Raw genomic sequence first — 12,764 nt, 5'->3', positions numbered from 1 at the left:
ATGTATCGAAGCAAAAATAAAATAAGATTTTCTAATAATCTAATTTTTCACTTTAAAAATTTTATTTTAAAATGAAATTAGTGCGATGATGGGGAGTTTAACAAAAAAATAATAGTTTGTGGTTTGTAGTTATAGCAATCCCGATAAACTTTGTTGTTCGGATAAATCCATACGAAAATCACTGGCAGCTATCACGGAAATTAGTCAATTCAACAATTTAGCAATTCAACAATTTAGCAATTCAACAATTTAGCAATTCAACAATATTAAACTCAGAAAAAATTTTTTTAAAAACAATTAATTTTATATTTTTGAAAAAAATAAAAACAAATAATATGGATTATAAAATTTTAAAAATCAACATAATCGATGCGATTGCAACGGTTACTATTAGTCGTCCTGAAGCAATGAATGCACTTAACTCGATTTTTTTTACCGAAATGAATAATTTTCTTGATTCCATTTCGGAAAGAAAAGATATTAGAGTGTTAATCATTACAGGAGAGGGTAAATCTTTTGTTGCAGGTGCTGATATTGCCGAAATGGCAAATATGAACCAATCGCAGGCGACAGCATTTTCAAAAACAGGACAAAATACATTAAGAAGGCTCGAAAATCTTTCGGTGCCGGTTATAGCTGCTGTTAACGGCTTTGCTCTTGGCGGTGGCTGCGAACTTGCTATGGCATGTGATTTTCGTATTGCAAGCACTAAAGCAAAATTCGGACAACCGGAAGTAAATCTCGGTTTAATACCGGGTTATGCAGGAACGCAAAGGTTTTCAAGAATTGCTGGTATTGCAAATGCCTTATATTTAATTTGCTCGGGCGAAATGCTTACAGCAGAAGAGGCACTCAGAATAGGACTCGTTCAAAAGGTTGTTGAACCAGAACAATTAATTGAACAAGTTATGGATATTGCAAAGAAAATTGCTTCGAAAGGTTCTATTGCAGTGAAAAAATCAAAAGAAGCTATCCGTAAAGGCATTTCTATGGATTTTGAATCTGCATCCGATTTGGAAGCAAAAGAATTCGGAGCTTTATTTGGTAATGGTGAGTCGGGAGAAGGAATGAAAGCATTCCTTGAAAAACGTCCACCAAAATGGTAATTATTTAGAGTTTGTTCAGAATGTCCGATTTCTTCGTTATTCTCGTTTTAAAAATCAGTCATTTACTTTAGTAAACTCCCGATTTTTAAAACTTCGAAAGCCTCGAACTCGGACATTCTGAACCAAACTCTCGACTTTATGGACAGAGACTATTTAATTAAAAAAAACTAAAAAATTATGGACTATACAGGAAAATTGGAAAATGTATCGGTGCTTGGCGCCGCAGGTAAAATGGGCAGCGGGATTGTTCTGCTGACTGCCATGGAAATGGCTGATTTAAGCATTAAACCCGAAAATAAATCAAGAGTATTTGTTTTGAATGCTGTTGATATATCGCAAAAAGCTTTAACCGGCTTAGTGAAATATTTGAATTCACAAGTTCTGAAAGCTGCTGAAAAGAAAATCTCTCAGCTTAGAAAAGCTTATGAAAGCCGCGAAGACCTTATAGAAAACGGTGACATCATAAACCAATATGTTCAGGATGTAATGTGTATTGTGAGACCTGTTACAACAATCGAATCAACTTACGAATCGGATGTTGTTTTTGAAGCAGCAAGCGAAAATCCTGAATTAAAAGTTAAATTATTCTCAAAAATAAATGAGAATAATAAAAAACAACCTTGGTTTCTTACAAACACTTCTTCTATTCCAATAAATGAAATTGACCAGAAAGCAAAGCTTGGGGGCAGAATAATAGGATTTCATTTCTACAATCCACCGGCAGTTCAAAAGCTTGTTGAGGTTATTAAAGCAAATACAACTGTTCCCGACTTGGCGGAATTCGCTTTGAGCTACGCAAAGAATCTGAGAAAAGTTGTTGTGCCATCAAATGATTTCGCCGGATTCGTTGGCAATGGTCATTTTATGCGCGATGCTATTTATGGAATGAATGAAGTGCAGCGGTTGACAAAGGAAATGTCGTTTGTTGAAGCTGTTTATACAATAAATAAAGTAACACAGGATTATCTTATCCGCCCGATGGGTATTTTTCAGTTGATAGATTATGTTGGTGTTGATGTTTGCCAATATATTATGCAAGTTATGAATCCTCATGTTAAAGATGAGGACATACACAGTCCTTTGCTTGATAAATACATGGAAGCAGGTGTAAGAGGCGGACAAAATTCCGATGGTTCACAGAAAGACGGATTTTTGAAATATGAAAAAGGTAAGCCCGTTGCAATTTATGATATTGATAAAAAACAATATGTTGCAATAGAATCTTTTTCTTCTAAATGCAATGAAAAGCTTGGCAGCATGCCGGCTTCTTTTGTTTCGTGGAAAGCAGTTATCGGCAATCCTAAAAAAGAAGAAGTGTTTAAAAAATATTTTGGTGAGCTAAAAACAATGAACACTTTCGGAGCAGAACTTGCAAAAGCTTATTTAAAACGTTCAAAAGAAATCGGTTTGAAATTAGTTTCAGATAAAGTTGCTGCAAAAAATGAAGATGTGAATACTGTTCTGTTAACTGGATTTTTCCATGCTTACGGACCAATAAATGATTTTATTTAATTGTTAGATTTTATTTAATAATAAAAAAATATCTTATGAAAAAATTAAGGAAAAAAGTATATATGATTGGTGGATACAACACCATATCAATGGGCTCAGGAAGAAAAGAATTCAACCCCAAAAAAGCCCGACCGGGATTGGAAGATTACATTAAAGAAGCCGGACAGGGAACACTGAAATTAATCGGCGGTGCTAAGAATGTTGACGAAAGTGTTATCAGCAACTTTATGGCTGCAAGGTACAACAGGCAAGGAAATCTCGCAGGATTTATTCCCTCTATTGATGAAGGATTGAAATGGAAACCTGCAACAAGAGTTGAAGGTGCTTGTGGCTCGGGTGGTCTTGCACTTGCTTCAGCAATAAAATCTGTTTTGGCAGAAACTGCTGATGTTGTTCTTGCACTTGGTGTGGAAGTGCAGAATACAGTTAAAGCCGTTTACGGTTCCGATATTCTTGCCGGAGCAGGTTGGTTTAAGGAAAGAAAAACAGGACATGTTCATTTTTTTCCCGGTAAATTCAGTGACAGGGCAGGTGAGTATTATAAAAAATATGGAAGAGAAAAAACAAGAAAAGCCATGGCTGTTTGGTTCAAAAATGCAGTTGAAAATGCACGCCTCGACCCCACTGCACAGGAACATCACAATGCAACAAAAGACCTTGAAGCAACCGGCTTAACCGAACCAAATGCTAAAAGTTTTGTTGAATTCATAAATGTTTATGATTGCTCAAAAGTATCCGACGGAGCTGCCGCTATTGCCGTAGTTTCCGAAGATGGCTTGAAAAAAACAGGAATTCCTAAAAGTGAAGCCGTTGAAATTATTGGCTTAGGACAGGCAGCATTTGATATTACTTCTAATCCAACCGACATGACAAAGCTTGAAACTACTGAAAAAGCAGTTAAAGCAGCTCTTGATAATGCAGGAATAACAATAAATGAAATTGGTACAGTTGAATGTCATGACTGCTTCTCCATTGCCGGAGTAATGGCAACTGAAGCAATTGGTTTTGCTAAACCGGGCGAAGGTCCCGATTTTGTTATTGCCGGAAACACTTCGCGAACAGGCAAAGTTCCATTTAATACAACCGGTGGATTAATTGGATGGGGACACCCAGTTGGTGCTACCGGTGTTCATCAGGCAGTTGTTATATTGCAGCAATTGACAGGTAAAGCAGGAAATTCACAAATAAAAATTGATGAAAGTCGTCCTTATGCATTATCAGTAAACATGGGCGGTGACGATAAAACTCTTACTGCTATTGTTTATAAGAAAGCAAAATAATATATTTTGTTTTTTATTTATTTCAAAACAGAGATTCCATCTTTTCAAAAGATGGAATCTCTGCTTTTTATAGGGTAATTCGTTAAAACTTAAAACTAAAAACTGTAAGCTTCAAATTCACATATTCCTTCTATATTGTCCGCCAACAGTAAACAATGCATTTGTAATTTGTCCCAATGAACAATATTTTGAAACTTCCATTAAACTTTCAAAAACATTTTTATTGCTCACTGCATCTTTTTGTAATTTACCAAGCATTTGAGGCGATTTGTCTTTGTGAATTTCATGAAGCAGTGCGAGCATATTTATTTGGTATTGTTTTTCTGTTTCGGTAGCTCGTATTACTTCTCCCGGAATTAGAGTCGGTGAACCTTTCGATGATAAAAATGTGTTTACACCCATTATTGGCAACTCTCCGCTATGTTTCAATGTTTCATAATACAGTGATTCTTCCTGTATTTTGCCACGCTGGTACATTGTTTCCATTGCACCCAAAACACCACCGCGTTCGGTAATCCTGTCGAATTCGAGCATTACGGCTTCTTCAACCAAATCTGTTAATTCTTCAATTATAAAAGAACCTTGTAGTGCATTCTGGTTTTTTGCAAGTCCTAATTCATGATTTATTATCATCTGTATTGCCATCGCCCTGCGAACTGATTCTTCCGTTGGAGTGGTTATTGCTTCGTCATAAGCATTTGTATGAAGCGAATTGCAGTTATCATAAATTGCATACAATGCTTGTAGTGTTGTACGTATGTCATTAAAATCAATTTCCTGTGAATGTAGCGACCTTCCTGATGTTTGAATATGATATTTCAATTGCTGCGAACGTGAGTTTCCTTTATATTTAAGCTTCATGGCTTTCGACCATATTTTTCGTGCAACACGACCAATTACGGAAAACTCAGCATCAATACCATTTGAGAAAAAGAATGATAAATTTGGTGCAAATTTGTCAATTTCCATTCCTCTGGATAAATAATATTCCACATAAGTAAAACCATTTGAAAGAGTGAATGCCAACTGAGAAATAGGATTAGCGCCCGCTTCGGCAATATGATAGCCGGAAATGGAAACGGAATAAAAATTTCTTACATTATTTTTTATAAAATAATCTTGCACATCACCCATTAGTTTTAATGAAAAATCAGTTGAATAAATGCAGGTGTTTTGTGCCTGGTCTTCTTTAAGAATATCTGCCTGAACAGTTCCTCGTACCGCAGAAAGAGTACATTCTTTTATTTTATCATAAACTTCTTTCGGAAGAACCATGTCGCCTGTAACACCAAGAAGCATGAGTCCGAGACCATCATTACCTTCGGGCAATTCGCCCTGATAATGTGGTGGCTTTGTTCCTTTACTTTTATAAAATTCTTCGATTTTCTTTTTTACTTCATTTTCTAATCCATTTTCTTTTATGTATGTTTCACATTGTTGGTCAATTGCGGTGTTCATGAAATATCCAACCATAATCGGAGCCGGACCGTTTATTGTCATTGAAACAGATGTTTTAGGATTTGATAAATTAAATCCCGAATATAATTTTTTCATATCGTCAAGGCAACAGATAGAAACTCCTGAGTTGCCTATTTTTCCATAAATATCGGGGCGAACATGAGGGTCTTCTCCGTATAATGTAACCGAGTCAAATGCTGTGGACAATCTTTTTGCGGGCATTCCTTGCGACACATAATGAAACCGCTTGTTCGTTCTTTCAGGTCCGCCCTCGCCTGCAAACATTCGCGTAGGGTCTTCTTCTTCGCGTTTAAACGGAAATGTGCCCGCAGTGTATGGAAATTCACCGGGAACATTTTCCTGCAAATTCCACTTTAAAATATCGCCCCAGCTTTTATATTTTGGTAATGAAATTTTCGGAATAGACAAGTGCGACAGTGATTCTGAAGATGTTTTTATTTTTATTTCCTTACCTCTTACTTTATAAACGTAAAATTCGTTTTTGTATAATTCAACTTTCTTTTCCCAGTTTTCAAGTATTTCCTTATTCTTTACATTTAATTCTTTCTCGATTTCCTTATAAACATTTTCAAGTTGCTTTTTTGTATTCTCATTTTCTTTTTTATTCGGAGTGTTTAATTTTTCAATTGCTTCAATTGATTGTTTTATTCCGAATAGTTTTTGAGCAACGTCTGCCTGTTCATTGCTCCATTTGTTGTATTCCCTTATTGTTTCTGATATTTCCGAGAGATATCTTGTCCTGCTCGAAGGAATTATAAGTATCTTTTCCGGCATTTCATTCGACATTTCAAAAGAACTTTTAAAACAAATTCCTGTCTTTTCTTTTATTTTATTGAGTAAACCTACGTAAAGCCCGTTAACTCCATAATCGTTGAATTGTGATGCAACGGTTCCGTACACTGGTAGAGTTTCTATGTCTATTTCAAAAAGCTGATGATTGCGTGCAAATTGTTTTTTTACATCGCGCAAAGCATCCAATCCTCCGCGTTTATCAAATTTGTTGAGTGCAATAATATCGGCAAAATCGAGCATGTCAATTTTTTCCAATTGCGTGGCAGCTCCATAATCAGGAGTCATAACATACATTGACAAATCGCTATGGTCAACAATTTCGGTGTCCGATTGTCCGATTCCTGATGTTTCAAGAATGATTAAATCGTAATTGGCAACTTTTAAAATGTTCACTGCATCTTTCACATATTTTGACATTGCAAGGTTTGACTGGCGGGTAGCAAGCGAACGCATGTAAACCCGAGGGTTGTTTATTGAGTTCATTCTTATTCTGTCTCCGAGTAATGCTCCGCCTGTCTTGCGTTTCGATGGGTCAACAGAAACTATTGCAATTGTTTTATCAGAAAAATCGAGTAAATATCTTCTTACAATTTCATCCACCAATGAAGATTTTCCTGCTCCGCCTGTTCCCGTTATTCCTATCACAGGAATTTTTTTACTGCTTGCAATTTTTTCTATTTCATTTAAAACCGTTTTTGCTTTATCGGGATTATTTTCAGCAGCAGATATTAGTTGTGCTATGGATTTTATTTCTTTATTTTCAATTTTTTTTATGTCAACATCGGAATTTGTTCCTGTGGGAAAATCAGATTTTTCAAGTAAATCGTTAATCATTCCCTGCAAACCCATCTGTCTGCCATCATCGGGTGAATATATTCTTGTAATACCATATTTATGTAATTCATCAGCTTCATCGGGTAAAATAACGCCGCCGCCGCCGCCAAAAATTTTGATATGTCCAAAACCTTGTTCTTTCAGCATATCATACATGTATTTAAAAAACTCGAGATGTCCACCTTGGTATGAAGTAATTGCAATGCTTTGCACATCTTCCTGTATGGCACAATCCACAATCTCTTTAACGGATTTATTATGACCTAAATGAATAACTTCCGCACCTGTGCCTTGAATAATTCTTCTCATAACATTTATTGATGCATCGTGTCCATCAAACAACGATGCTGCCGTTACAACACGCACATGATTTTTTAAAACATATTTTTCCTGCATTTCAGTATAATTTAATGGTATTTCCAAGATTTTTTTTAAAATAACAGAGGCAAAAATAAAACACGATTTTCTAAAAACCTAATTTTACCTGCTTTTTTAATGTGGCTGTTTGTCAATATTGAATAACGATTTTCATTAATGAGTAATCCCGAATCGCTTTGCTCTCGGGACAAGTTATATACGACTATTGACAATAAAAGATTTTATACTTTAAATTATAGAGGAATTTATTTGCAATTCTGCTTCAAATATTTTTTTGCTTCTTCATCGCCTATAGCAGCAGATTGTTTAATGTCGGCGCATGCGTCAATAAAATTTCCGAGGTTAGCTTTTGCCAACCCTCTGTTGAAGTATGAATCGGTGAGTTTGTAATTAAGTCCTATTGATTTTGAATAATCATCAATTGCTTCTTTATATTTTCTTAGGTTGCTGAAAGTATATGCTCTGTTGAAATAAGCGTTTGCAAAAACAGGGTCAATGTTTATCACTGAAGAATAATCATCAATTGCACGTTCATCTTCTCCGAGCTGGTTGTAATCAAATGCCCTGTTGAAAAGTACATTTGTAAATTTCTTATTAATGCCTATTGCTTTTGTATAACATTCTATTGCTTTATTTATCTGATTCATTCTGTCATAAATCACTCCCATGCTGAAATAAATCTGTGTATTCAGCGGGTCAAGTTCTTTTGCTTTATTAAAATCGGCAATTGCTTTATCATATAAATTAAGTTTGTCATACATAAATGCTCTGTTGAAATATACATATTTATCTTTTGGGTTTATTTGAATAGCATTTGTATATGCTCTAACTGATTCTTTGCTCTTGCCAATCATATCGAAGCAAACGCCAAGATTAAAGCATGTCATAAAATTTGTTGAGTCAATGCTGAGAAATTTCATATAATCATTTATAGCATTGTTATATTCTTTAATTTTTTGGTAAGATATTCCCCTGTTGAAAATTGCTTCTTTGAAATTATTATTTTTTGCAATTGCCTGCGTGAATAAGTCAATGGCATTTTTGTATTCTGTTTTATTGTATTTTTCCATTGCCTTATCGAAAAGTTCTTTTTCAGATTGAGCACAAACAAAAATAGGGGTGAAGATAAAAAGCAGAAAAAATAAATACAGTTTATTTATCATTTGTTTTTATAGTTTAAAGTCTAAAGTTTAAGGTTTAAAGTTTCGTAAAACTTGGCGTACTCAGTAGTTTATTGGCATTGCGGTTAAATTTTTTTTATAAGTTTCTCGCAGAAGTTACGCTGAGTTTCACGCAAAGTTACGCAGAAAAAAGAACCATTTTAAACTTCGACATTCGATATTCATTATTCGATGTTCGATATTAAAATAGTTTAAAGTTTGAAGTTTAATGTTTAAAGTTTCGGAAATTTGATTTCTCTGCATCTTTGCGTCTCAGCGGTTAATTTTTTTTATGTTTATAGCAGAGTTACGCAGAAAAAGGAACCATTTTAAACTTCGACATTCGATATTTTTTCTCGTGTCTCATAGCTCATAGCTATTTTTATTTACCAACTTCCGCTGGCTCCGCCGCCGCCGAAACTTCCGCCGCCGAATCCACCGAATCCGCCGCTCCCACCAAATCCGCCGCCTCCGCCAAAGAAACCACCACCTGAACTAAAATTATTATAAGAGCCACCTCTGCTGCTGCTGCTCATTAGCAACCAAAATGCAACCCAAAATGTAAGATTGTTTGTTCTGGCATACGAGTGTGCACCGGCTATTCTGAATATTCCGAAAAATAAAAAGGCAAGAGCAATTATAATAAAAGGAACCCAACTTTTATTTTGAGAAACTATTATTTCGTGTTTTTTTGAATAATCACTTGCCGAAAATTCTTTCTTTGCTAAGCTCATCAGCACATTTGTTGCGGCATCAAGTCCTTCGTAATATTTATTTTCTTTAAAATTCGGAATTATTTCGTTTTCAACAATTCTTTTACATATTGCGTCAGGTATTATTCCTTCGAGTCCATAACCTGTTGAAATATTTACTTCTCCTCTTTCATTATTATTTTTTGGCTTTATTAAAATTAATATCCCATTATCTTTTTCTTTTTGTCCTATTCCCTTGCCTTCTTTTTTCCATTTTTCTGTTAAACGATTAGTATAATCGGCAATTTCGTAGCCGTTCAAATCTTTAACAATAACAATTGCAATTTGTGTTGATGTTGAATCATCAAATGCAACTAATTTTCTCTCAAGTGAATTTTGTTCATCAGGATTTAAAAAATTTGCAAAGTCGTTTACTAATCTTTGTTGTTTTGGTGCATCGGGAATATCATCCTGAGAATACGAATTAAATGAAAATAAAATAAATCCCAATGCTAAAAACCCAATGCTAAAAACATTTTTTATAAATTGCCTAAATGCGATGCAATAATATTTCATTTAATTTTGTATTTTAATTTTTTAATTGTTTTCCAAAAGATATTTCATTTGCAAGTTCATTTATATCTTCAGCTTTTTTATATGGAAAAAAATCTTTCAGCTTTTGTCCTGCCATTTCAATTCCTGCAACCAATCCTTCTGTAAAATCACCTTCTTTGAAATCCGAAATCACTTTATTTTTTATATCGTTCCAGAAATTTTTCGGTACAACCGCGTTAATTCCCGCATCACCAAGTATTGCGAATTTTTTATGTGAAATTGCAAGATAAAATAAAACGCCATTACGCAATTTTGTTTTGTGCATTTTAAGTTTTGCAAAAATATATGCAGCTTGGTCTAAAACATCGCCTTTGCAATGCGAATCAATGTGCACACGAATTTCGCCCGAAGTTTTTTGCTCGGCTTTTTCAATTGCTTCTTTTATTAATGCTTTTTGAGCATCTGTAAAAAATTTGGCTGAAGGATGCATTTTTAATTAATAAATAATAATTAATAATTTGATTGTTCAAATATTTAAAACTCTACTTTTGGTGCTTTTTCTGCTCCTGCCTGCGATTGAAAATATGATTTCTTTTCAAATCCACATATTGAAGCAACTATGTTTTTAGGAAATCTTCTGATGTAAACATTATATTCCTGAGCCATTTCATTAAACTTTCTGCGTTCAACAGCAATTCTGTTTTCAGTTCCTTCAAGCTGTGATTGTAATTCAAGAAAATTCTGATTAGCTTTTAAATCGGGATAGCGTTCAACCACCACCATTAATTTGCTAAGTGCTGAGCTCAATCCATCCTGTACCTGTTGAAATTTCTGAATGCTTGTGGCATCAAGTTTACTCGGGTCAATGTTCACAGATGTTGCTTTTGCACGTGCTTCAATAACTTCGGTTAATGTTTTATTTTCGTGAGTAGCATAACCTTTAACTGTACTAACAAGATTAGGAATCAAATCAAGTCGTCGCTGATAAACATTTTCAACATTCGACCATTGAGATTTAACTCCTTCTTCGCGTGTTACCATTCCATTGTAAGAGCCACAGCCCGACCAAAGCAAAATAATGAAGAATAATACTACTATTCCCCAAATTATCAAATTTTTGTTTTTCATAGTTTTAATTTTTAAGTTATTTATTTTTAATTATTGTTTACTTTTCAAGTTCTTTCATAAGTTCATCAGTCATTTCGAGATTATGATAAACGTTTTGAACATCTTCATCTTCTTCGAAAACTTCAACGAGTCGTAAAATTTTTTGTGCATTTTCATTATCAAGCTTAACAGTAGTTTTCGGAATTCGTTGAAGTTCGGCATTTTCTACATCTATTTTCATTACTTCGAGTTTTTTTTGCATAGAGCCGAAATCCTCAAATGAAGTTGTAATTGTAAAAACATCGTCTTCCAAAACAACATCTTCTGCGCCTGCATCAATTATTTCCATGATAAAATCATCTTCCACAAGATTTCCTTTTGGCACTGTAAATATTCCTTTTCTGTCGAAAATGAAAGCCAGTGAGCCGTTTGTTCCGAGGTTTCCGCCACGTTTATTAAAATATGAACGGATATTCGAAACTGTTCGCTGAATGTTATCGGTAGTACATTCTATGAAAAGTGCTACTCCGTTGGGAGCATATCCTTCATAAGTTGTTTCAATCAGAGCGGTGCCGTCCTTATCCGAAGCTTTATTAATTGCTCTTTGCACAGTATCTTTCGGCATATTTGCACCTTTTGCATTTGAAACAGATAAACGCAATTTTGCATTTCCATTAATATCCGGACCTCCTTCTCTGACAGCAACAGTAATATCTTTTATAATTTTTGAAAAGATTTTCGACCTCTTTGCGTCTAATGCACCCTTTTTTCTTTTAATTGTTGACCATTTATTGTGACCTGACATAAATTTTTATTTTTTGTAAAATTAATAAAATAAAACAAACTGAAAAAATGCATTTTATTATATTACAAAAGTATACTTTTTTATCAAATTATTTTGATTTTTTAAATTTGGTATAAATTTGGTATAGTAAAAAATTAATTATTTATTAACTTTTAAAATTAAAAAAATTATGAAAAAACTGATGTTAGTTGCAATGTTTCTTTTAGGAAGCGTAATGATTTACGCTCAGGAATATTTACAAATTACGACCATTGAATCTGTTGTTCCGGGTGGACTTGGCAGGTCGCGTATGATTACTACAAAACCCGATGGAAGTACTGATGAAGTTAAAATGGAAAATTTTTTCAGTATGGTAGGTATCAATTTTGATAACATTCGCTTAAATGACAAAATCATTACCGACAAAATCACCGACCTTACGCGACAAGGATGGCAGTTGATGTTAACAACTTCGGGAGTATACGGAGCTGATAAAAGCACCGGTATTTTCATTACTCGTTATCTTTTTAAAAGGGATAAGAAATAAATTTATAACTTCCTGTAATAATAAAAAACCTCAAAAGTTTTAAAAACTCTTGAGGTTTTATTTTTTTGAGAAGCAGTTTTTTATTCAGCCACAACTTCAAAGCTTATGTTAATACTCACATCTTTGTGTAGTCGCACATTTGCTGAATATGTACCGAGTTCTTTAACATGTTCTTCTTTTATATTTATTCTTTTTCTGTCAACATCAAAATTAAATTGCTTTTTAATTGCTTCAGCAAGTTGCATTGATGTTACCGAACCGAAAATTTTTCCTGTTGTGCTGGCTTTTGTTCCAACTTTTACAGTAATATTTTTTAGATTTTCTGCTAATGTTTCAGCTTCTTTTTTGATTTTTGCTTCTTTAAAAGCACGCTGTTTAAGAGTTTCGGTGAGAACTTTTTTATTCGTTTCGCCGGCTAACATTGCCAATCCTTTTGGAATCAAAAAATTTCGGGCATATCCGCTTTTAACGTTTACAATTTCATCTTTGAATCCGAGTTTGTTTACATCTTGTTTTAAAATTACTTGCATTTTTTTCC

At 34.1% G+C, this 12,764-nt stretch carries 11 protein-coding genes; 4 read left to right on the top strand and 7 right to left on the bottom strand.

The genetic code is table 11. The features are described 5' to 3' along the window. Positions 1-335: 335 nt before the first annotated feature. The 3 genes from WC223_01255 to WC223_01245 all read left to right on the top strand — a co-directional run bounded on the left by WC223_01255 (position 336) and on the right by WC223_01245 (position 3,898). Complete coding sequence (locus WC223_01255) at positions 336-1,106, top strand: enoyl-CoA hydratase-related protein (protein ID MFA6922856.1); 771 nt, start codon at positions 336-338, stop codon at positions 1,104-1,106. Positions 1,107-1,283: 177 nt separating this feature from the next. Beyond that, positions 1,284-2,618, top strand: coding sequence for a 3-hydroxyacyl-CoA dehydrogenase family protein (locus WC223_01250; protein ID MFA6922855.1), 1,335 nt, complete (start codon positions 1,284-1,286; stop codon positions 2,616-2,618). Between the two features lie 35 nt (positions 2,619-2,653). Further along, positions 2,654-3,898, top strand: a complete 1,245-nt coding sequence (locus WC223_01245; protein ID MFA6922854.1) for a hypothetical protein — start codon at positions 2,654-2,656, stop codon at positions 3,896-3,898. Positions 3,899-4,015: 117 nt separating this feature from the next. Here WC223_01245 and WC223_01240 read toward each other — a convergent pair whose 3' ends face one another. The 6 genes from WC223_01240 to WC223_01215 form a co-directional block, all read right to left on the bottom strand. Beyond that, positions 4,016-7,426: a methylmalonyl-CoA mutase family protein gene (locus tag WC223_01240; protein MFA6922853.1), complete on the bottom strand. Its 3,411-nt coding sequence runs from the start codon at positions 7,424-7,426 to the stop codon at positions 4,016-4,018. A 200-nt stretch (positions 7,427-7,626) separates the two neighbouring features. Then, positions 7,627-8,544 carry a tetratricopeptide repeat protein gene (locus WC223_01235; GenBank protein ID MFA6922852.1) on the bottom strand — a complete coding sequence of 306 codons (918 nt, stop codon included), beginning with the start codon at positions 8,542-8,544 and terminating at the stop codon, positions 7,627-7,629. Positions 8,545-8,927: 383 nt separating this feature from the next. Next, positions 8,928-9,809 carry a TPM domain-containing protein gene (locus WC223_01230; protein ID MFA6922851.1) on the bottom strand — a complete coding sequence of 294 codons (882 nt, stop codon included), beginning with the start codon at positions 9,807-9,809 and terminating at the stop codon, positions 8,928-8,930. Between the two features lie 13 nt (positions 9,810-9,822). After that, the gene (locus WC223_01225; GenBank protein MFA6922850.1) at positions 9,823-10,278 is read right to left on the bottom strand and encodes a TPM domain-containing protein; all 456 of its coding nucleotides are present in this window, start codon (positions 10,276-10,278) and stop codon (positions 9,823-9,825) included. A 44-nt stretch (positions 10,279-10,322) separates the two neighbouring features. Continuing rightward, complete coding sequence (locus tag WC223_01220; protein ID MFA6922849.1) at positions 10,323-10,916, bottom strand: LemA family protein; 594 nt, start codon at positions 10,914-10,916, stop codon at positions 10,323-10,325. A gap of 37 nt (positions 10,917-10,953) precedes the next feature. Next, entirely contained in the window at positions 10,954-11,700 is a 747-nt protein-coding gene (locus tag WC223_01215) for a YebC/PmpR family DNA-binding transcriptional regulator (GenBank protein ID MFA6922848.1), read from the bottom strand. Positions 11,701-11,869: 169 nt separating this feature from the next. On the opposite strand from WC223_01215, the gene WC223_01210 reads away from it, so the two are divergent. After that, positions 11,870-12,226: a hypothetical protein gene (locus tag WC223_01210; protein ID MFA6922847.1), complete on the top strand. Its 357-nt coding sequence runs from the start codon at positions 11,870-11,872 to the stop codon at positions 12,224-12,226. Positions 12,227-12,306: 80 nt separating this feature from the next. On the opposite strand, the gene rplI is transcribed toward WC223_01210, so the two are convergent. After that, positions 12,307-12,756: a 50S ribosomal protein L9 gene (gene rplI / locus WC223_01205; GenBank protein ID MFA6922846.1), complete on the bottom strand. Its 450-nt coding sequence runs from the start codon at positions 12,754-12,756 to the stop codon at positions 12,307-12,309. Positions 12,757-12,764: the final 8 nt, after the last annotated feature.

Source organism: Bacteroidales bacterium, from assembly GCA_041671145.1.
Taxonomy (GTDB): Bacteria; Bacteroidota; Bacteroidia; order Bacteroidales; family JAHJDW01; genus JAQUPB01.
The sequence above is the reverse complement of the archived record's forward strand: the minus strand, read 5'-3'. Positions and strand labels throughout refer to the sequence as shown.

Excerpts from the sequence above, each read along its gene's own strand:
- WC223_01255 (MFA6922856.1), top strand. The coding sequence starts at position 336 with ATGGATTATAAAATTTTAAAAATCAACATAATCGATGCGATTGCAACG.
- WC223_01250 (MFA6922855.1), top strand. The coding sequence starts at position 1,284 with ATGGACTATACAGGAAAATTGGAAAATGTATCGGTGCTTGGCGCCGCA.
- WC223_01245 (MFA6922854.1), top strand. The coding sequence starts at position 2,654 with ATGAAAAAATTAAGGAAAAAAGTATATATGATTGGTGGATACAACACC.
- WC223_01235 (MFA6922852.1), bottom strand. The coding sequence starts at position 8,544 with ATGATAAATAAACTGTATTTATTTTTTCTGCTTTTTATCTTCACCCCT.
- WC223_01230 (MFA6922851.1), bottom strand. The coding sequence starts at position 9,809 with ATGAAATATTATTGCATCGCATTTAGGCAATTTATAAAAAATGTTTTT.
- WC223_01225 (MFA6922850.1), bottom strand. The coding sequence starts at position 10,278 with ATGCATCCTTCAGCCAAATTTTTTACAGATGCTCAAAAAGCATTAATA.
- WC223_01220 (MFA6922849.1), bottom strand. The coding sequence starts at position 10,916 with ATGAAAAACAAAAATTTGATAATTTGGGGAATAGTAGTATTATTCTTC.
- WC223_01215 (MFA6922848.1), bottom strand. The coding sequence starts at position 11,700 with ATGTCAGGTCACAATAAATGGTCAACAATTAAAAGAAAAAAGGGTGCA.
- WC223_01210 (MFA6922847.1), top strand. The coding sequence starts at position 11,870 with ATGAAAAAACTGATGTTAGTTGCAATGTTTCTTTTAGGAAGCGTAATG.
- rplI (MFA6922846.1), bottom strand. The coding sequence starts at position 12,756 with ATGCAAGTAATTTTAAAACAAGATGTAAACAAACTCGGATTCAAAGAT.